At 61.1% G+C, this 18,348-nt stretch carries 20 protein-coding genes; 14 read left to right on the top strand and 6 right to left on the bottom strand.

Annotation, left to right across the window (positions count from 1 at the left end):
* Window positions 1-168: 168 nt before the first annotated feature.
* Together WLY71_RS23125 and WLY71_RS23120 are read right to left on the bottom strand one after the other, a co-directional pair.
* Window positions 169-825, bottom strand: coding sequence for a class I SAM-dependent methyltransferase (locus WLY71_RS23125; RefSeq protein WP_347805392.1), 657 nt, complete (start codon window positions 823-825; stop codon window positions 169-171).
* Entirely contained in the window at window positions 822-1,286 is a 465-nt protein-coding gene (locus WLY71_RS23120) for a YbaY family lipoprotein (RefSeq protein WP_347805391.1), read from the bottom strand. Before WLY71_RS23120 ends, WLY71_RS23125 begins: the two co-directional genes overlap by 4 nt.
* A gap of 128 nt (window positions 1,287-1,414) precedes the next feature.
* Between WLY71_RS23120 and nrdR the strand changes: the two genes are divergently transcribed.
* The 12 genes from nrdR to WLY71_RS23060 all read left to right on the top strand — a co-directional run bounded on the left by nrdR (window position 1,415) and on the right by WLY71_RS23060 (window position 10,222).
* Window positions 1,415-1,879 carry a transcriptional regulator NrdR gene (gene nrdR / locus WLY71_RS23115; RefSeq protein WP_003228656.1) on the top strand — a complete coding sequence of 155 codons (465 nt, stop codon included), beginning with the start codon at window positions 1,415-1,417 and terminating at the stop codon, window positions 1,877-1,879.
* On the top strand, window positions 1,876-3,009 hold the full coding sequence (gene ribD, locus WLY71_RS23110) for a bifunctional diaminohydroxyphosphoribosylaminopyrimidine deaminase/5-amino-6-(5-phosphoribosylamino)uracil reductase RibD (protein ID WP_347805390.1): 1,134 nt from the start codon (window positions 1,876-1,878) through the stop codon (window positions 3,007-3,009). The genes nrdR and ribD overlap by 4 nt, the downstream gene beginning before the upstream one ends.
* A 46-nt stretch (window positions 3,010-3,055) precedes the next feature.
* Entirely contained in the window at window positions 3,056-3,718 is a 663-nt protein-coding gene (locus tag WLY71_RS23105; RefSeq protein WP_347805389.1) for a riboflavin synthase, read from the top strand.
* A gap of 30 nt (window positions 3,719-3,748) precedes the next feature.
* Window positions 3,749-4,840, top strand: a complete 1,092-nt coding sequence (ribBA, locus tag WLY71_RS23100; RefSeq protein WP_033059428.1) for a bifunctional 3,4-dihydroxy-2-butanone-4-phosphate synthase/GTP cyclohydrolase II — start codon at window positions 3,749-3,751, stop codon at window positions 4,838-4,840.
* Between the two features lie 91 nt (window positions 4,841-4,931).
* Entirely contained in the window at window positions 4,932-5,408 is a 477-nt protein-coding gene (ribH, locus tag WLY71_RS23095) for a 6,7-dimethyl-8-ribityllumazine synthase (protein ID WP_003185938.1), read from the top strand.
* The gene (gene nusB, locus WLY71_RS23090; protein ID WP_008153530.1) at window positions 5,405-5,905 is read left to right on the top strand and encodes a transcription antitermination factor NusB; all 501 of its coding nucleotides are present in this window, start codon (window positions 5,405-5,407) and stop codon (window positions 5,903-5,905) included. Before ribH ends, nusB begins: the two co-directional genes overlap by 4 nt.
* Window positions 5,906-5,923: 18 nt before the next feature.
* Window positions 5,924-6,889, top strand: a complete 966-nt coding sequence (gene thiL / locus WLY71_RS23085) for a thiamine-phosphate kinase (protein WP_347805388.1) — start codon at window positions 5,924-5,926, stop codon at window positions 6,887-6,889.
* The gene (locus tag WLY71_RS23080; protein ID WP_008153532.1) at window positions 6,886-7,389 is read left to right on the top strand and encodes a phosphatidylglycerophosphatase A family protein; all 504 of its coding nucleotides are present in this window, start codon (window positions 6,886-6,888) and stop codon (window positions 7,387-7,389) included. Before thiL ends, WLY71_RS23080 begins: the two co-directional genes overlap by 4 nt.
* A gap of 22 nt (window positions 7,390-7,411) precedes the next feature.
* Window positions 7,412-8,149, top strand: coding sequence for a substrate-binding periplasmic protein (locus WLY71_RS23075; protein ID WP_347805387.1), 738 nt, complete (start codon window positions 7,412-7,414; stop codon window positions 8,147-8,149).
* A gap of 239 nt (window positions 8,150-8,388) precedes the next feature.
* Window positions 8,389-9,006: a GTP cyclohydrolase II gene (gene ribA, locus WLY71_RS23070; protein WP_033059420.1), complete on the top strand. Its 618-nt coding sequence runs from the start codon at window positions 8,389-8,391 to the stop codon at window positions 9,004-9,006.
* A complete protein-coding gene (locus tag WLY71_RS23065; RefSeq protein WP_095131408.1) occupies window positions 9,003-9,422 on the top strand; it encodes an MFS transporter in 420 nt (139 codons plus the stop codon). Before ribA ends, WLY71_RS23065 begins: the two co-directional genes overlap by 4 nt.
* Window positions 9,422-10,222, top strand: coding sequence for a cobalamin-binding protein (locus WLY71_RS23060; RefSeq protein WP_347805386.1), 801 nt, complete (start codon window positions 9,422-9,424; stop codon window positions 10,220-10,222). The genes WLY71_RS23065 and WLY71_RS23060 overlap by 1 nt, the downstream gene beginning before the upstream one ends.
* A gap of 4 nt (window positions 10,223-10,226) precedes the next feature.
* On the opposite strand, the gene WLY71_RS23055 is transcribed toward WLY71_RS23060, so the two are convergent.
* The 4 genes from WLY71_RS23055 to WLY71_RS23040 form a co-directional block, all read right to left on the bottom strand.
* Window positions 10,227-12,110 carry a TonB-dependent receptor domain-containing protein gene (locus WLY71_RS23055; protein ID WP_347805385.1) on the bottom strand — a complete coding sequence of 628 codons (1,884 nt, stop codon included), beginning with the start codon at window positions 12,108-12,110 and terminating at the stop codon, window positions 10,227-10,229.
* A gap of 155 nt (window positions 12,111-12,265) precedes the next feature.
* Window positions 12,266-14,164 carry a 1-deoxy-D-xylulose-5-phosphate synthase gene (gene dxs, locus WLY71_RS23050; RefSeq protein WP_347805384.1) on the bottom strand — a complete coding sequence of 633 codons (1,899 nt, stop codon included), beginning with the start codon at window positions 14,162-14,164 and terminating at the stop codon, window positions 12,266-12,268.
* Between the two features lie 91 nt (window positions 14,165-14,255).
* The gene (gene ispA, locus WLY71_RS23045; protein WP_347805383.1) at window positions 14,256-15,143 is read right to left on the bottom strand and encodes a (2E,6E)-farnesyl diphosphate synthase; all 888 of its coding nucleotides are present in this window, start codon (window positions 15,141-15,143) and stop codon (window positions 14,256-14,258) included.
* Window positions 15,140-15,382, bottom strand: coding sequence for an exodeoxyribonuclease VII small subunit (locus tag WLY71_RS23040; protein ID WP_056743654.1), 243 nt, complete (start codon window positions 15,380-15,382; stop codon window positions 15,140-15,142). The genes ispA and WLY71_RS23040 overlap by 4 nt, the downstream gene beginning before the upstream one ends.
* A 504-nt stretch (window positions 15,383-15,886) precedes the next feature.
* Here WLY71_RS23040 and WLY71_RS23035 point away from each other — a divergent pair.
* Window positions 15,887-16,678: a YfaP family protein gene (locus WLY71_RS23035; protein ID WP_347805382.1), complete on the top strand. Its 792-nt coding sequence runs from the start codon at window positions 15,887-15,889 to the stop codon at window positions 16,676-16,678.
* Between the two features lie 37 nt (window positions 16,679-16,715).
* On the top strand, window positions 16,716-18,348 hold a 1,633-nt coding region (locus WLY71_RS23030), incomplete at its 3' end, for a DUF2138 domain-containing protein (protein WP_347805381.1).

Here is an 18,348-nt window from a genome sequence, read left to right as displayed (position 1 = left end):
ACTATACGACTTGGCGGGGGGCGGCCGGAAGCGGGGAAGCCATTGAGAGGTTTGTTGCCTGACAGGACGCTATCGCGAGCAAGCTCTCTCCCACACTGGTTTTGTGTAGATAACAAATTTTGTGTTCGACCGAGACCCCCTGTGGGAGCGAGCTTGCTCGCGATGCTTTTAGCCGCGCCGCGCATGGTAGAGGCTCACATGCCGAAACTCTTCGGGCTCGGCCAGATCCGGCAAGGTCATCGCTTCCAGCATCTCGATGCGTTGATACAACGGGTGGCGAAAATCCCTCACGCGTGAATCGGCCACCAGGGCTTCCTGGCCGCGACTCAGGAATTCATCGAGCAACGGCAGATTCGCCCGGTCGTACAGCACGTCGGCCACCAGAATCAGATCAAACCGATCCGCTTCGGCGAAAAAATCCGTCGAGTAGTTGAGGTGTACACAATTGAGTTCGGCATTCGCCCGACACGCGGCAATCGCCAGCGGGTCCAGGTCACAAGCCACCACTTCCAGTGCTCCGGCCTTGACTGCCGCGATCCCCGCCACCCCGGAACCAGCGCCGAAATCCAGCACCCGTTTGCCTTTGACCCACTCAGGGAACTCGGCGAGATAACGGGCGACCGCCAGCCCACTGGCCCAGCAAAAACTCCAATAAGGCGGCTCATGGAGAATTCGCCGGGTTTCTTCCGGGCTGAACGCGCGGTCCATGTTGTCGCCGTCGATCAGCCAAAGCTTCAGGTCGGTATCGGGTAATTCACAGGCAACCAGCTGCGCATCACCGAGCAGTTCCCCTAACGCCTGTTGCAGGTCGAACGGTGCAATCATGGCGCTTTGACAAATTGCAGCTGACCCAGTACTTGCGTCGTTGGCTGGCTGATGACTTGCGACGGCAGGTGCAAAATCAGCTGGCCGGACTGGCTGGCGCGGCCACGCAGTTCAACGCGGGCGCCGACCGGAAAGGATTCCGGGTTGAAGCGCAGGTGAAACGGCAGAACCTGATTGGTGCCGATCAGGCTGGAACTGGCCAGCAATTGTTGCGGACGGTCCTTGTCATCGATCACCAGCAGCGCCAGTTCGACTTCGGCACCGGCCGGCACGCCTTGCAGGGTGCCGCTCAATTCACGCTGATACGCGGGCAGCGGGCCGAGGTTGGCCGATTCCTTGGCTTTCTTCTGCGCCTGTTGTGGTGCGGGGCCTGGCGTCGGCGGCTGGGGCTTGGGCGCATCGCTGCTGCAGGCCACCAGCAGGCTGAAAAGACTGAGCAAAACGAGCGGTCTTAGGGACATTTTCGGCTCCAGCAAGGTGAAATCCATGGATCTAGCTTTATAGCCCGTCTGTATACCGCAAACCCTATGGCTTGTCTTGCCACGGGGATGCGCTACCATGGCCCTCCCTTTTTTTGTTGCCTGCCACCATGCACTGTCCCTTCTGCGGTGCCAACGACACCAAGGTCATCGACTCGCGTCTGGTCGCCGAGGGCGAACAGGTACGCCGCCGGCGTGAATGCCTGGCCTGCGGCGAGCGTTTCACGACGTTCGAGACGGCCGAACTGGTGTTGCCGCGCCTGATCAAAACCGACGGCAGCCGCCAGCCGTTCGACGAAGAAAAACTCCGCGCCGGTATGCAGCGTGCGCTGGAGAAGCGCCCGGTGAGTGTCGAGCGCCTGGAATCGTCGTTGGTGCACATCAAACACAAACTGCGCGCCACCGGTGAGCGAGAGGTCAAATCCCTTGTCGTCGGTGAACTGGTGATGGCCGAGCTGCAAAAACTCGACGAAGTCGCCTACATTCGTTTCGCCTCCGTGTATCGGCGCTTCCAGGACCTCAACGAGTTCCGCGAAGAGATCGATCGCCTGGCCCGTGAGCCGGTGAAAGAATGACCACCTCTTCCGAACAAGCCATCCTCGACGCCCATTACATGGCCCGCGCGCTGGAACTGGCGCGCAAAGGTCATTACACGACCCACCCCAACCCTCGGGTTGGCTGCGTGATCGTGCGGGACGGGCAGATTGTCGGCGAAGGCTGGCACGTGCGCACCGGCGAACCCCACGCCGAAGTCCACGCCCTGCGCGCCGCCGGCGACAAGGCTCGAGGCGCCACCGCTTACGTGACCCTCGAACCTTGCAGCCACCACGGACGTACGCCGCCTTGTGCCGATGCGCTGGTACATGCGGGTGTGGCTCGGGTCGTCGCGGCGATGCAAGACCCGAATCCGTCGGTTGCCGGTCGTGGCATGCAGCGCCTGACCCAGGCCGGCATAGCTACCGAAAGCGGCGTGCTGGAAGGCGAAGCGCGCAAGCTCAATGAAGGTTTCCTCAAGCGCATGGAGCACGGCTTGCCGTTCGTGCGGGTCAAGTTGGCCATGAGCCTCGACGGCCGGACAGCGATGGAAAGCGGCGAAAGCCAATGGATCACAGGTACAGCGGCGCGTTCGGCGGTACAACGCTTGCGGGCCCAGGCCAGCGTGGTGCTGACCGGTGCCGACACGGTGCTGGCAGACAACGCCCGTCTCACCGTGCGTGCCGATGAGTTGGGCCTGGATCCTGAGCAAACGGCCCTGGCCATGAGCCGTCCGCCGCTTCGCGTGCTGATTGACGGCCGCCTGCGCGTGCCGCTGGACGCGCCGTTCTTCAAGGCCGGGCCCGCATTGGTCGCCACGTGCATGGCGATCGAGGAGCAATACGCCAACGGTCCGGAATGCCTGATCGTGGCGGGCGAGGATGGCTTGGTCGACCTGCGCAAACTGCTGATTGAACTGGCCAATCGCGGGGTCAACGAAGTGTTGGTCGAAGCAGGGCCGCGTCTGGCCGGGGCTTTTGCTCAGCAAGGGCTGGTGGACGAATTCCAGATTTTCATCGCAGGCAAGTTTTTAGGTTCATCTGCGCGCCCGTTGCTGGATTGGCCGCTCGCGCAAATGAAGGATGCGCCTGAACTCAAAATCACCGAAATTCGCGCGGTTGGCGATGACTGGCGAGTCATCGCCATTCCTTCGCCAGCGGCGAGCGTATAATTCCGGGCCTGCGCCACGCGACGGCCCTGTTCTCGAGGAGGACTCCATGTTTACCGGCATCATCGAATCCATCGGCAGTATTCGTGCATTGACCCCAAAAGGCGGAGATGTGCGGGTACACGTAGAAACCGGCAAGCTCGACCTGAGCGACGTCAAACTGGGTGACAGCATCGCAGTCAACGGCGTGTGCCTGACCGCAGTTGAGTTGCCAGGCAACGGCTTTGCGGCGGACGTCAGTCGCGAAACCCTCGACTGCACCGCCATGAATGATCTGAAAAGCGGCAGCCCGGTGAACCTGGAAAAAGCCCTGACCCCGACCACTCGCCTCGGCGGGCATCTGGTCAGCGGCCATGTCGATGGCGTGGGTGAAGTGGTTGCCCGTACCGAGAATGCTCGCGCTGTGGAGTTCCGCATCCGCGCTCCCAAAGAGCTGGCCAAGTACATCGCCCATAAAGGCTCGATCACCGTCGACGGCACCAGCCTGACCGTGAACGCGGTCGATGGCGCCGAGTTCTTGCTGACGATCATTCCGCACACCCTGAGCGAAACCATCATGGCGTCTTACCAGCCAGGTCGCCGGGTGAACCTCGAAGTCGACTTGCTTGCCCGTTATCTGGAGCGCCTGCTGTTAGGCGATAAAGCCGCAGAGCCAACGTCCAGTAACATCACTGAAAGCTTTCTGGCCGAGAACGGCTACCTCAATTCCTGAAACTCAATTTTGAAAGAAGGGGGGTGCCTTGTGGCGCTCAATAGCATCGAAGAACTGGTTGAAGACATCCGCCAAGGCAAGATGGTCATCCTCATGGATGACGAAGACCGCGAGAATGAAGGCGACCTGATCATGGCCGCCGAGTGCTGCCAGCCTGAACACATCAACTTCATGGCCAAGCACGCCCGTGGCCTGATCTGCATGCCGATGAGCCGTGAGCGTTGCGAACTGCTGAAGCTGCCTCTGATGGCGCCGCGCAACGGTTCCGGCTTCGGCACCAAGTTCACCGTGTCCATCGAAGCAGCCACCGGCGTGACCACCGGCATTTCCGCCGCCGACCGTGCGCGTACCGTGCAAGCGGCTGCCGCGAAGGACGCCAAGGCTGAAGACATCGTCAGCCCCGGCCACATCTTCCCGCTGATGGCCCAGGCCGGCGGCACCCTCGCTCGCGCCGGCCACACCGAAGCGGCGTGCGACCTGGCGCGCATGGCCGGTTTCGAGCCAAGCGGCGTGATCTGCGAAGTGATGAACGACGACGGCACCATGTCCCGCCGCGCGGAACTGGAAGCGTTTGCTGCCGAACACAACATCAAGATCGGCACCATCGCCGACCTGATTCACTACCGGATGATCCACGAGCGTACCGTTCAGCGGATTGCCGAGCAGCCACTGGACAGCGAACTGGGCCAATTCAACCTGGTGACCTATCGTGATTCCGTGGAAGGCGACGTGCACATGGCCCTGACCCTGGGCACCGTGTGCGCCGAAGAACCGACCCTGGTTCGGGTGCACAACATGGACCCGCTGCGCGACCTGTTGATGGTCAAACAGCCTGGCCGCTGGAGCCTGCGCGCCGCGATGGCTGCGGTTGCCGAGGCTGGCAGTGGCGTGGTGCTGTTGCTCGGCCACCCGCTCGATGGCGACGTGTTGCTGGCGCATATCCGCGAAACCGCGGAGCACGTTCCGGCGAAAAAACCGACCACCTACAGCATCGTTGGTGCCGGTTCGCAGATCCTTCGGGACCTGGGCGTACGCAAAATGCGCCTGATGAGTGCGCCAATGAAATTTAATGCGATATCCGGTTTCGATCTGGAAGTTGTAGAATACGTGCCCTCCGAATAATGACCGGTTGTTTCCAGTCCTTGATTCGCGGTTAACACATCACTGAGGGACGCGTAGAAAACGCGTCCCGGCTCTTTAAGAGATCTAACGAATGACCCTGAAGACCATCGAAGGTACCTTCATCGCCCCTAAAGGCCGCTACGCTTTGGTAGTAGGCCGTTTCAACAGCTTCGTCGTTGAAAGCCTGGTCAGCGGTGCAGTTGATGCCCTGGTTCGCCACGGCGTGAGCGAAAGCGACATCACCATCATCCGCGCACCTGGCGCCTTCGAAATCCCGCTGGTTGCGCAGAAAGTCGCTCAGAAGGGCGAATACGCGGCAATCATCGCCCTGGGCGCGGTCATTCGTGGCGGTACTCCGCACTTCGAATACGTGGCTGGCGAATGCACCAAGGGCCTGGCCCAGGTGTCCATGGAGTTCGGCGTTCCAGTCGCATTTGGTGTGCTGACCGTTGATTCCATCGAGCAAGCCATCGAACGTTCCGGCACCAAGGCCGGTAACAAAGGTGCTGAAGCTGCCCTGTCCGCTCTGGAAATGGTCAGCCTGCTGGCGCAGTTGGAGGCCAAGTGATTAGCGACGAAAGCGATCGTTTCAACCCGCGCGATCCAAAGCCTGCGGATGCCGGCAAGCCATCGAAAAGCGTCAAGCGTCGCGAAGCCCGTCAGCTCGCGACTCAGGCGCTGTACCAGTGGCACATGGCCAAGCAATCTTTGAACGAGATCGAAGCGCAGTTCCGGGTCGATAACGATTTCAGCGATGTCGATGCCGCTTACTTTCACGACATCCTGCACGGCGTTCCGGCTCACAAGCCTGAGATCGACGCTGCACTGACGCCGTGCCTGGACATCACGATCGAAGAGCTGGACCCGGTTGAACTGGCCGTTCTGCGCCTGTCGACCTGGGAACTGCTCAAGCGCGTCGACGTGCCGTACCGCGTTGTGATCAACGAAGGTATCGAGCTGGCGAAAGTCTTCGGTTCCACCGACGGCCACAAGTTCGTCAACGGTGTACTCGACAAGCTGGCCCCGCGTCTGCGTGAAGCTGAAGTGAAGGCGTTCAAGCGCTAATCCGCGCTTGGAGATGCCATGGGCGAGTTTGAGCTGATCCGCAATTTCTTCGCCGCCGCGCCTTGTGCGCAGGGCGGCGAAGGCGTTGCCCTTGGGATCGGCGATGACTGCGCCTTGCTGGCTGTTCCCCCTGGGGAGCAGTTGGCAATTTCCACCGACACATTGGTTGCCGGTGTGCATTTCGCAGATCCTTGCGACCCGTTTCTGCTCGGTCAGCGCTCGCTGGCCGTGGCCGTCAGCGATCTGGCTGCCATGGGCGCCACTCCGGTTGCCTTTACCCTTGCCCTGACTTTGCCGACGGTGACCGCCGATTGGCTGGATGCCTACGCCCGTGGTTTGAACCTCATGGCGCAAAGCTGTGGCGTGGCGCTGGTGGGCGGTGATACCACCCGTGGGCCATTGAGCCTGACGATGACCGTGTTCGGTCGTGTGCCGGCCGGTCAGGCGTTGACCCGCAGTGGTGCGCAGCCTGGCGACTTGCTGTGCGTTGGCGGTGAGCTTGGTAACGCGGCGGGAGCATTGCCGCTGGTGCTCGGCCAGCGGGAGGCTGAAGCCGCCATCGCCGATCCGCTGCTGGCACATTACTGGTCGCCGCAGCCGCAACTCGCGTTGGGCCAGGCGCTGCGCGGTAAAGCCACCTCGGCGCTGGACATCTCCGACGGACTGCTCGCGGACTGCGGGCACATCGCGCTCGCGTCGAAAGTCGGTATTCAGGTTGAACGGGACACGCTGCAATTGTCGAACGCTTTAGTGGCCTTCCTCGGACAATCGGGTGCAGAAGTCGCGGCCCTGAGCGGCGGTGATGATTATGTGCTGGCCTTTACCTTGCCGTCCGTCGAGTTGCCGCAATTGTTGAGCGACGGCTGGCCGATCCATGTGGTCGGGCGTGTTGTGGCGGGGCAGGGCGTGATGCTGCTGGACGCCGACGGTCAAGACATCACCCCGCAAACCCGGGGTTATCAACATTTTCGGGAGACACCGTGACAGATCATCCCAAACAGGTCCCGGCGGAATTCGTACCGCCCTCGGTCTGGCGCAATCCGTGGCATTTCCTGGCGTTCGGCTTCGGCTCGGGCACCTTGCCAAAAGCACCGGGCACTTGGGGTTCGTTAGTTGCGCTACCCTTTATCCCGTTGTGGCAGATGCTGCCCGACTGGGGCTACTGGCTGATGCTCGGCATCACCATGCTGTTTGGCTTCTGGCTGTGCGGCAAGGTCGCCGACGATTTGCGGGTGCACGACCATGAAGGCATCGTCTGGGATGAAATGGTCGGGATGTGGATCACCCTGTGGTTGGTGCCGGAAGGTTGGTACTGGTTGCTGGCGGGGTTTTTGATGTTCCGCTTCTTCGACATCCTCAAACCGTGGCCGATTCGCTGGATCGACCGGCATGTGCACGGCGGCGTCGGGATCATGCTCGATGACGTATTGGCCGGAGTGTTTGCGTGGCTGGGGATGCAGGGATTGGTTTGGTTTTTCGCCTGAGTGGCGAAACAGGGGACTAGGGATGGCTCGACGCTGGTTGATGGCGATGGTCTTTGCGGTGTTCAGCTCGCTCGTTCAGGCGGGCGATGCAGTGACGACGCCGTCAGTGATTCATCTGGCCAGCGAAGACTGGGAAGACTACACCGCCGCCGATGGCCACGGTCTGGGCTGGGATGTATTGCGGGAAGTCTTCGAGCCAGCGGGGGTCAAGCTGGACATCCGCAGCGAACCCTACGTGCGTTCCATGGGCCTGGCCCAGCGCGGCGAAGTGGATGCCTGTGTCGGCTCCTATCTTGATGAGTCCAGCGATCTGCTCTATCCGCGCTGGAACTTCGATACCGATCACATCTATGCCCTAGGGCTGGCCAGCAACCCCGCGCCGACCCCGGAAACCCTGGGCAACTATCGACTGGCCTGGGTCCGCGGCTACGACTACCAGGATTACCTGCCCAACGTGCGCCGCTATAACGAAGTCATGCGGCGTACCGGGATTTTGTCGATGTTGACCCGCAACCGCGCCGACTTTTACATCGACGCACTGACCGAGGTCGACTATGTCCTCAGGTGGGCCAAGGATCCGTCGCAGTTCCGTCGCACCCACATCGCGGAATTGCCGCTGTATCTGTGCTTTGCCAAGACCCCCAAGGCCCGGACACTGATGGCGCTGTTCGATCAGCGCATGGAGCAACTGGTGAAAAACGGTCAGCTGAAACCGATCTTCGAGCGCTGGAAACAACCCTATCCGTTCGACCCGAACTGAACACGGTCAATGTAGGAGCTGCCGAAGGCTGCGATCTTTTGATCTTTGTGCCTTCAAAGGCACCGCACATCAAGATCAAAAGATCGCAGCCTTCGGCAGCTCCTACATTGATCGCAGGGGACCTGAGATCTAACTTTTTGATCGTTATGCCCCATAATTCAGCCTAAGCGTCTGTCGGAACGTGCTGTTACAATGCCGCCTCTGCGAATCTCCAGTACTTATTGATCAGGAGCACACCGGTGCCTGTCGTTTTTGTCGCCGCTTCCAAGCTGCCAACGCCTTTTGCGCAATTCACCATGCACGGCTTTCTCGATGAAGAAAACGGGCGCGAGCACGTTGTGCTGAGCCTGGGTGAGTTCGTCGACGGTGCCCCGGTACTCGGCCGGTTGCACTCCGAATGCCTGACCGGCGATGCCTTGTTCAGCCAGCGTTGCGACTGCGGTTCGCAACTCGAGGCCGCCTTGCAGGCCATCGCCCGTGAAGGCCGGGGCGTGTTGCTGTACTTGCGTCAAGAGGGCCGTGGCATTGGCCTGCTGAACAAGATCCGCGCCTATGAATTGCAGGATGGCGGCGCCGATACTGTTGAAGCCAACGAGCGTCTGGGCTTTGCCGCCGACCAGCGTGACTACGCCATGTGCCTGCCGATGCTGGAGCACTTGGGCGTGAAATCCCTGCGTTTGATGACCAATAACCCACGCAAGGTCAAAGCCTTGACCGACATGGGCATCGTGGTCGCCGAGCGCGTGCCGCTGCACACCGGCCACAATCCGCACAACAAACTCTACCTGGCCACCAAGGCCAGCAAGCTCGACCACATGATGGGCAACGAGCATCAGGGTGAGGCAGACCGGGCGTGACCCGCGGTCAGGTTCGGCGGCGACTGTCCGTCAATTGGTGGCAATACCTGGCGCTGGCCTTGGTGCCGCTGTTCGTGATCAACGGCGTATTTGGCCAGAGCGAGGCGATCCTGCCGGTGCTGGCGATGCCGTTGTTCATCGCGGGTGTGGCTTCGATGTTTGTCAGCCTGAAATTCTTTGGCGGCTACAAACACGCGTTGATCGCCACTCAAAAAGCCCTCGATACCCCTGAAGAACCTGCTGCCTGGATCGCCTTGGCGGCCAAGCGTCGCACGGCGTTCCTGGCTGCCGGCCTGCCGGCCTGGATCGGCGCGTTGGCAGTATTCGTCGGCCTCGAAGCCGTGCCGTTGATGCTGCTGTCGCTGTCGACCCTGGTGCTGTTTTACCTCTACCGTATTCCGCGTCAACTCGGCTGATGCGACCCGTCTGGCTGGCGGTTTTGCTGCTGGCTGTCAGTGGCTCGGCGGCTGCGGTCGAACGCGTTGTCAGCCTCGCGCCGTCCCTCTCTGAAATCGTTGTTGAGCTGGATTCAGCCGACCTGTTGGTGGGCGTGCTGGATGCCGGAGAGCGTCCTGCCGAACTCAAAGACCTTCCTTCCGTTGGCCGGTACGGCCAACTGGACATGGAACAGTTGCTCAGTCTCAAGCCCGATCTGCTGTTGCTCTGGCCCGGCAGCGTCGGCCCGGCTCAGCGTGAACAGCTAAAGCGGTTGAACATCCCGACCTACGTTGCCGAACCCCACAACCTCGAACAACTCACTTCGCAGATTGAGGCGATTGCCTCACAGCTCGGCCGTTCGGAGCGTGGCGCTTCATTGGCTGTAAATTTGCGTCAGCGGCTGGATTCGTTGCGCCAGCGGTATCGTCGGGATGTGCCGTTGCGGGTGTTTTATCAGGTCTGGGATCGGCCGCTGTACACCGTTGGCGGTGGGCAGATTATCAGCGATGCGCTTGAAGTGTGCGGGGCGCGCAATGTGTTTGCCGACCTGACCCTGCCGGCGCCCCAGGTCAGTATTGAGGCGGTATTACAGCGTAATCCAGACGTGATTCTGGCCAGCGATCAGGCGCAGCTCGATGCGTGGAAAGCCTGGCCGCAAGTGGCGGCAGTGGCGCAGGGGCACTTGCTGTTGGTGACAGATAAAGGGCTGGAACGGCCGAGCGGGCAGATGATCGAAGCGACGGCCAAATTGTGCCAGTTGATTGCGCCTGACCGCTAACCGCTCAGAGCTCCGGCGTCCACGTCACCCCAAACATCCATGCCCGACCTTCCTCGCGATACCCATACTGGCTGCCGTCATGGCTGTACAGCGCGCGGCTGTAACCCTTGCCCAGCAAGTTATCGACCTTCAGCTCAAGCTTGATCTCACGATTCAACGCCCAACTGCTGCGTAACCCCAGCAACGCATACCCGCCCAATGGCTGCTGATTGTTCTCATCGTCATAGCTGCTGCTCACAGCCTGCCAGCTGGCGCCGAGCCCTAGCCGGTCGAACTGTCGATCCAGATCCAGGCTCAAGGTCCGCCGCGCGCGCCGAGCCAGGGTGTGTCCGCTGTCGCGGTCCCGCGGGTCGATGATCGCCACGCCGAGGTTGCTCTGCCAGCCGAACAGTTCCTGTTTCAAAGCCGCTTCGAATCCGTTGATCCGTGCCGAGGCCACGTTCTGCGGCCGTGAGTTGCTACCGAAAATAATCGCGTCTTCCAGGTCCGTACGGTACAGAGAAGCTTCCAGGCGAGCGGTGTCGGTCAGTTGACTGCGCCATTGCAGCTCATAGCTTTTCGAGGTCTCGGGTTTCAGGTCCGGATTACTGAAGTCGGGGTAATACAGATCATTGAACGTCGGCGCGCGGAAGCCTTCGCTGTAGGTCAGCAGCACATCGTTGTCCGGATTCAGCGGCAGGGTGAAGGTGCCGCTCCAGCTGTTCTGGCCGCCGAACTGCTGGTTCTGATCGCGGCGCAGGCCCAGTTCGGTGGAGAAGCTTTCTGCCTGGTAATGATGCTGAATGAACGCCGCACGGTTCCAGCGGCTGTCCTCGTCGAATGGCGTGCTGCTGTTGATCCGGTCCTCGTACCAGTCGCCGCCGAGGATCAGGCTGTTGCGCTCGTCGAGGGTCAGGTCGTTCTGCCAGTTCACCGAATCTCGGTAAGTGTTGAACACGCTGCGTTCGTCACTGAGCTTGTCTGAAGTCTTCTCTCGGTTTTCGCTGTGGCCGAACTCGACGCGGGTTTTCCACAGGTCATTGATACGCGCATCGACGTAACTGCTGACGCTGCTCACCGCGAAGTCGCTGTAGGGCTGTTGCTGGACTGACTCGAACGTGTCCATGTCGAAGCGGCCGAACGGATTGTCGAACTCACTTTTGCCACGGTTATCCAGCAGGTTGGCGCCGATTTCGATGTCGTCGGTGAGGGCGTGACTCAGGCTCAAACTCACCGATTGGTTGCGGTATTCGTCATGATCGCCGTCGCTGGGATAGGACTCGCGGGTGCGATTGATTCCGGCGGTCTCATCGAGGCTGGCGCCGAGGTTGAATCGGGTCTGCTCGTCGCCGCCGGACAGCCCGAGGCTGCGTTCCCAAGTCTGGTTGCTGCCAAAGCCCACGTGCATTCGCGGTTGCAGGCCTTGCTCGCTGCCGCGACGAGTGAAGATCTGGATCACCCCGCCAATCGCATCGCTGCCATAAATCACCGCGCGTGAGCCGCGCAACACTTCCACGCGCTCGACCTGTTCGATGTTGATGTGTTGCAGGTTGCTGTCGCCCGAGGTGGCGTTGCCGATGCGCTGGCCGTCGACCAGCACCAGGCTTTGCGCCGACTTGGTGCCGCGAATGTAAATCCCCGGCAGACTGCCGCGCCCACCGGTTTGCCCGATCTGCACACCCGGCACACGACGCAGCAAGTCAGTGACACTGCCCGGTTGCAGGCGGTCAATGTCTTCGCGGGTGAACACGGTGTTGGCGGCGCTGCTGTCATTGCGCGCTTCGACCTGACGGTTGGCGCTGATCAGCACGTCGGGAAGCTTCAGGGCCTGGTCGCGTTCGAAGGTGTCAGCCAGCAGTTGGCCGGCCGGCAGCAGGGTCAGCGTCAGGGCGAAGGGGGAGAGTTTCATGGATGATCCGGGGGCGAATTCAGACACGACGCATGCCCCCTGTAGGAGCTGCCGAAGGCTGCGATCTTTTGATTTTGCTTTTTTCAGATTTGAAGCCGCCGAAGGTCAAGATCAAAAGATCGCAGCCTTCGGCAGCTCCTACATGGGGATCGAGTTTAGAGGCTCAGCCGTTGCAGCCGCTGACGAACCGAAGCTTCGATCCCGGCCTCATCCAGCCCGCACTCGGCCAGCATTTGCGCAGGCTTGGCGTGCTCGACGTAACTGTCCGGCAAGCCCAGGTGCAGCATCGACTTGAGGATGTTTTCGCGAGCGAGAAATTCGCTGACTGCGCCACCGGCACCGCCCATGATCGCGTTCTCTTCGATGGTCACCAGCAGCTCGTGGCTGCCGGCTATATCGCGAACCAGTGCTTCATCGAGCGGTTTGACGAAACGCATGTCGACCACGGTGGCATCCAGCCTCTCGGCGACTTTCAGCGCCTCGGCCAGTTGCACGCCGAACACCAGCAGGGCGACGTTGCTGCCCTGACGACGAACCACACCCTTGCCGATTTCGATCGGCTCGAGGTTTTTCTCGATCGTCGCGTTCGGGCCAGTGCCGCGCGGGTAACGCACTGCTGCCGGACCGTTAAACAGGTGGCCGGTGGTGAGCATTTTGCGCAGTTCGTTTTCGTCGCTCGGGGTCATCACCAGCATGCCGGGGATGCAGCGCAGGAACGACAGGTCGAAGCTGCCCGCGTGAGTCGGGCCGTCTTCGCCCACCAGACCCGCGCGGTCGATGGCGAACAGTACGTCGAGGTTTTGCACCGCGACGTCATGAATCAATTGATCGTAGCCACGTTGCAGGAACGTCGAATAAATCGCCACCACCGGTTTCGCGCCTTCGCAGGCCATGCCGGCGGCGAGGGTCACGGCGTGTTGTTCGGCAATCGCCACATCGAAATAGCGCAGCGGGAAACGCTCGCTGAAGGCCACCAGATCGGAGCCTTCTTTCATCGCCGGAGTGATCCCGACGAGACGCGGATCGGACGCGGCCATGTCACACAGCCATTCACCGAACACGCCGGAATACTTCGGTCCGCCAGCTTTCTTAGGCGCGGCGGCCGGAGCGTCCAGCGGTTCGAGTTTGGTGATCGCGTGGTAACCGATCGGGTCGACTTCTGCCGGGGCGAAGCCTTTGCCTTTCTTGGTGACGACGTGCAGGAACTGCGGGCCTTTCAGATCGCGCATGTTGCGCAGAGTGGCGATCAGGGTCGGCAAGTCGTGGCCATCGATCGGGCCGATGTAGTTCCAGCCCAGCTCTTCGAACAGCGTGCCGGGCACCAGCATGCCTTTTGCGTACTCTTCGGTACGACGGGCGATTTCCCAGGCGCCGGGCAGGCGCGACAGGACCTTTTTGCTGCCTTCACGCATGCTCGCGTAAGTGCGGCTGGAAAGGATCTTCGCCAGATAATTCGACAGCCCGCCGACGTTGCGCGAGATCGACATGTCGTTGTCGTTGAGGATCACCAGCATGTTGGCGTTCACTTCAGGCGCATGGTTCAGCGCCTCGAAGGCCATGCCGGCAGTCAATGCGCCGTCGCCAATGACGGCAATCGCCTTGCGATCACTGTTTTGCAGGCGGGCGGCAATGGCCATGCCCAGCGCTGCGCTGATCGAGGTGCTGGAGTGGCCGACGCCAAAGGTGTCGTACTCGCTCTCGGAACGACGCGGGAAAGCTGCGACGCCGTCCTTCTGGCGCAGGGTGCCCATGCGCTCGCGACGGCCGGTGAGGATTTTGTGCGGATAGGCCTGATGACCCACGTCCCACACCAGCCGGTCGTCCGGGGTGTCGAACACGTAATGCAGCGCGATGGTCAGCTCGATGACGCCCAGGCCGGCACCGAAATGCCCGCCGGTCTGACCGACCGTGTAGAGCAATTCCAGGCGCAACTCATCGGCCAGGGTTTCCAGCTCGGCTTCGCCTAACCGGCGCAGGCCGTCCGGCGTGTTGGCACGGTCGAGCAGGGGCGTGGTCGGGCGCTTGCGGGGAATCTCATGAAACGTCGTGGGCATCAGGCGAATCGTTATAGGTATAAAAGATGCGGCAGTTTACCTGATGCATCGCCCCCTGCCCACGCGTTGGTATTTTTTGGCGGATACGCCGTCAGCTACGCCGATCGACGATATAACGGGCAAGATCGCGCAACGGCTCGGCCGCCGCGTCAAACGGTCGCAGCGCATGCAGGGCTTGATCGCGCAGTTCCAGGGCGTAGGCCTTGGCGGCGTCGAGGCCGAGCAGGGCCGGATAGGTCGGCTTGTCGCGTGCGATGTCGGCGCCTTGGCGTTTGCCGAGGGTTTCGGTATCGCTTTCGACGTCGAGAATGTCGTCCTGCACCTGGAACGCCAGGCCGATGGCCTGTGCATAAGTCTGCAAGGACTTGAGTTCGTCTTTCTCGGCGCGACCACTGGCCAGGGCGCCGAGTTTGACGCTGACCTCGATCAGCGCGCCGGTCTTGTGCCGGTGCATGTATTCGAGGGCTTTTTGATCGAGTTTCAGACCGACCGAACCGAGGTCAATGGCTTGACCGCCGACCATACCGGCCGGGCCTGCGGCCAATGCGAGAGCGCTGACCATTTGCAGGCGGATTTCAGCGTCCGAGGTGCTCAGGCGAGGGTCGAGCAGGGCGCTGAAGGCCAGACTCTGCAAACCGTCACCGGCCAGAATCGCGCAAGCTTCATCAAATTTTTTGTGAGTGGTCGGCTGGCCGCGACGCAGATCGTCGTCGTCCATCGCCGGCAAATCGTCGTGCACCAGGGAGTAAGCGTGGATCAGCTCCACCGCACAGGCCGCGCCGTTGGCCTGCTCAGCCTTGCCACCCAGTGCTTCGCACGCGGCGTAGGCCAGCAGCGGACGCACACGCTTGCCGCCATTCATCACGCTGTAGCGCATGGCGTCATAGAGGCGGGCGAGCTCAGCGCTCGGCGGGTTGAACAGGGTTTCCAGTGCAGCATTGACGCGGGCTTGGCTGGTCGCCGAATACGCTGCAATCATTCTGGCTGATCCGCTTCGAAGGGTTCCTCGGCCAGCTCGCCATCACGCTCGAGCAGCACTTGAACCTTTTGCTCGGCCTGGGCCAGAGCCGCCTGGCAATCGCGGGTCAGACCGATGCCCTGCTCGAAAGCCGTCAGCGAGTCTTCCAGCGACAATTCGCCGTTCTCCAGACGCTCCACCAGCGTTTGCAGGTCAGCGAGAGATTGTTCGAAATCCAGTGCAGCTTTTTTACGGGCCATGGCGGCTATTTCCGGTTGACGTTAAACCGGCGCGACACTAGCAGACATGGGGGTTATGGGCAAATGAGCAGGGTGTTTCGGCCACTGGTTTCAGCAGCAACACACTATGTAGCAGCTGGCGAAGCCTGCGTCCGGCTGCGCAGCAGTCGTAAAACCAGAACTCGCGGTACATCAGGCATACCGTGCACGCAGGATTGACGACTGCTACGCAGCCGAACGCAGGCTTCGCCAGCTGCTACAAATCGCATAACGGTTTGACGGAACGGTTTATTCGGCTCATTTGGTGAGCCGAATAACCTCGCTATTCGGCTCACGCCCAGCAATCACCGTGAATCCCACCGCAAATATAGATGTATCCGATTGTTAAAAAACCGCCGAATGGCTAATCTTCGCGCCTTCTACGACCCAACAGTCATGGGTCTTTCTGACGAAACGCAGTTTTTGGATCTGTAACGCGCCGAGGATCGGGCGCAAGGTTTCGTTATGCATGGCAGGAGGCGTCACATGCGTTCATTTCTTCTATTGCTGATGGGGCTCGTCTGCGCGGCCGCGGCCTGGGCCGAGCCTTCGGCCGAGGTGTCGGAACCGGTGGGTGGCTGGCGTTATTCCGGCCTGCTGGACCGTAGTGAAAATCCTCAAGTCGCCTATCCCACGCCACCGATCGATCGCGGTGTGCAGCGCAATCGCACCATGATTCAGGGCCAGCTCAAGGCCATCGGCACTCAGCGAGGGCCGCACACCCTGGCCGTCAACGGCAATCCTCTGAATCTGTACACCGACGACCAGGGGCGCTTCGCCCGGCCGTATGCGTTCGGCGCCGGCTCCAACAGCGTTGAAGTACGCAGCTCTGAAGGCAAATCGCTCAAACGCGTTCAATTCTATGAAGCCAATAATCTGCGCACCCCGGCGCGGATTCGCGTGGTGTTGGGCTGGGATGACCCGAAGGCCGAGCTCGACCTGCACATCATTACTCCCGACGGCCAGCACGCGTTCTGGGCTCGCCCGGCGATGAGCAACGGCGGCGGTCTGGACCCGGACGGCGTCGATGGCCCCGGCCCGGAAATGTTCACCATGACCGCGCCGATGCATGGCACCTATCTGGTTTACGTGAACTATTGGGGCAACTTCGGCAGTGGCGGCTATAACTTCGATGAGACCAGCAACCAGAACGAGGTGATCACCTCGCAGATCAACCTGGTGCTCAACGAAAACACCGTCGACGAAAAACGCGAGACCTTCATCGTGCCCCTGCGGGCCATCGGTGACCTGCTGCTGGTCAAGACTTTCAACTATTAAGCATCCCGCTCCACGGATGACATCGGGTTTTGTGAACATGAGCGATAACACTGTTTCTCCGGCCGCCGAAACGCCTGCAGCCAAAACTCCTCGCCGCTGGCCGGCGCTGCTGGTCGGGCTGATCCTGGTGGCTGGCGTCGCGGCCGGGTTGGGCTGGTTCATGCACAAACCCAAGGCGCCCCCGGCGGAGTTGGCCAGCGACAAACTGGGCATGAGCCGGCCGGACGGTCTGCTCGAAACCCACTCCTTGAGCCAGTTGCCCAAGGACTTGCTGGCGGTGCCGTTCCTCAAGGAAACCCTGACCGAAGATTTCGTCTTCTATTACGAAGCGCATGCCGATCGTCTCGGTTTGATCGGCAGTCTGCGGCGGATCATTTACGAACATGACCTGAAGTTGCAGGACAGCCTGATCGAGCAGTTGTTTGATCAACCGGCGGACGTGGCGCTGTGGCGTGGGGCGGATGGTCGGCTCAAGGACTTCCTGTTGGTGATGGATCGCGGTGGACTGGCCAAGGTGCTGGAGCCGCTGGCCAAAGTGGCGCTGGATGATTCGCAGCTAACCAAGCTCGGTGACGTGAAAGTCGGCGCCGACGATGTGGCGCTTTATCAACTCAACTACAACGCCAGCAAAGCCCTGGTGTTCGCCTCCCACGGCGACAAACTGGTGGTGCTGTCCAACCCGACCAAACTCTACGATCCGCAAAGCGGCTCATCGGAAGAGCCGGGCAGCGTTTCGACCAAGGCCATCGCCGCGTTGCTCAACGGCGACAAACTCTTCCCCGAAGCCTTCGGCCTGCAACCGCGCACACCTGAGGTGAAACAACGCCTGTCGGTTAATTCCAGCGTCCTGGCCATGGGGTATCAGCGTTTCATCCCGAACTTCGCCGGGCTGCGCTTCGACATGGACGACAAGGGCTGGCACAGCTTCCTCGCCATGGACGAACTGGACGACCAGCCGGACTTCGATTTCAAGCCGATCTGGCAAGCCATGCCGATGGGCGCCAGCGCCTGCGTAGCCTTGCCGCTCGCCGCCGAACAACAAAAACCGCTGCTGGTAAAACTTGGCGCCGAAGAGGCCGTGGCCCAGGCTCTGACCGAACACATGGCCGGTGCCGCTGGCCTCTGCTGGTACGCTGATTCGCGGTTGTACACGCCGCTGTTAGTGGCCAGCCTGAACGATGACGACAGCGCCAAACTCGACGGCGACCTGGGCAATCTGTTCGGCTCGATGGTCGGCGCCTACGAAGGCAACGTCGAAGAGCACGCGTTCCCGGTGGTCGAGAAGCAGGAAGGCCCAACCCACCAATGGCAGCGTCAGGTCAGCTCCAACTTCGGCCCTTACAAGGCCAAGGATGCCGAGAACCCGGACGCGATCACCGGCAAGGCGTTCATGAAAGTCAGCCTGGCGCGCCATGGTTCGACGCTGCTGTTTTCCCTCGACGACAAGCTCGTGGACAAGGCCCTCGGTACTCTCGACAAACGCTTCCCGCCGATGGCCGACGTGGTACCGAAAGACCTGCTGATGCCGGTCTACTTCGGTCCGGATTCGATGGCGCAACTGATGCAACAGGAAACCCTCGACAGCCTGCCGCAGGACATGGAACCGGTGTTCTACAACGCCGCGCAGACCTACCTGATCCCGAAACTGCGCAAACTCGGCGGTTACGGCA

The sequence above is a fragment of the Pseudomonas rossensis genome, assembly GCF_039888995.1.
Taxonomy (GTDB): Bacteria; Pseudomonadota; Gammaproteobacteria; order Pseudomonadales; family Pseudomonadaceae; genus Aquipseudomonas; species Aquipseudomonas rossensis.
Note: the sequence above shows the minus strand (reverse complement) of the source record. Positions and strands in the feature narration are given on the sequence as shown.

What these genes read in the sequence shown, in the direction of transcription:
- ribD (WP_347805390.1), top strand. Translation starts at nt 1,876, where the DNA reads ATGACCACCTCTTCCGAACAAGCCATCCTCGACGCCCATTACATGGCC.
- WLY71_RS23055 (WP_347805385.1), bottom strand. Translation starts at nt 12,110, where the DNA reads ATGAAACTCTCCCCCTTCGCCCTGACGCTGACCCTGCTGCCGGCCGGC.
- nrdR (WP_003228656.1), top strand. Translation starts at nt 1,415, where the DNA reads ATGCACTGTCCCTTCTGCGGTGCCAACGACACCAAGGTCATCGACTCG.
- ribH (WP_003185938.1), top strand. Translation starts at nt 4,932, where the DNA reads ATGACCCTGAAGACCATCGAAGGTACCTTCATCGCCCCTAAAGGCCGC.
- WLY71_RS23035 (WP_347805382.1), top strand. Translation starts at nt 15,887, where the DNA reads ATGCGTTCATTTCTTCTATTGCTGATGGGGCTCGTCTGCGCGGCCGCG.
- ispA (WP_347805383.1), bottom strand. Translation starts at nt 15,143, where the DNA reads ATGATTGCAGCGTATTCGGCGACCAGCCAAGCCCGCGTCAATGCTGCA.
- WLY71_RS23125 (WP_347805392.1), bottom strand. Translation starts at nt 825, where the DNA reads ATGATTGCACCGTTCGACCTGCAACAGGCGTTAGGGGAACTGCTCGGT.
- WLY71_RS23120 (WP_347805391.1), bottom strand. Translation starts at nt 1,286, where the DNA reads ATGTCCCTAAGACCGCTCGTTTTGCTCAGTCTTTTCAGCCTGCTGGTG.
- WLY71_RS23105 (WP_347805389.1), top strand. Translation starts at nt 3,056, where the DNA reads ATGTTTACCGGCATCATCGAATCCATCGGCAGTATTCGTGCATTGACC.
- thiL (WP_347805388.1), top strand. Translation starts at nt 5,924, where the DNA reads ATGGGCGAGTTTGAGCTGATCCGCAATTTCTTCGCCGCCGCGCCTTGT.
- WLY71_RS23075 (WP_347805387.1), top strand. Translation starts at nt 7,412, where the DNA reads ATGGCTCGACGCTGGTTGATGGCGATGGTCTTTGCGGTGTTCAGCTCG.
- WLY71_RS23060 (WP_347805386.1), top strand. Translation starts at nt 9,422, where the DNA reads ATGCGACCCGTCTGGCTGGCGGTTTTGCTGCTGGCTGTCAGTGGCTCG.
- WLY71_RS23040 (WP_056743654.1), bottom strand. Translation starts at nt 15,382, where the DNA reads ATGGCCCGTAAAAAAGCTGCACTGGATTTCGAACAATCTCTCGCTGAC.
- dxs (WP_347805384.1), bottom strand. Translation starts at nt 14,164, where the DNA reads ATGCCCACGACGTTTCATGAGATTCCCCGCAAGCGCCCGACCACGCCC.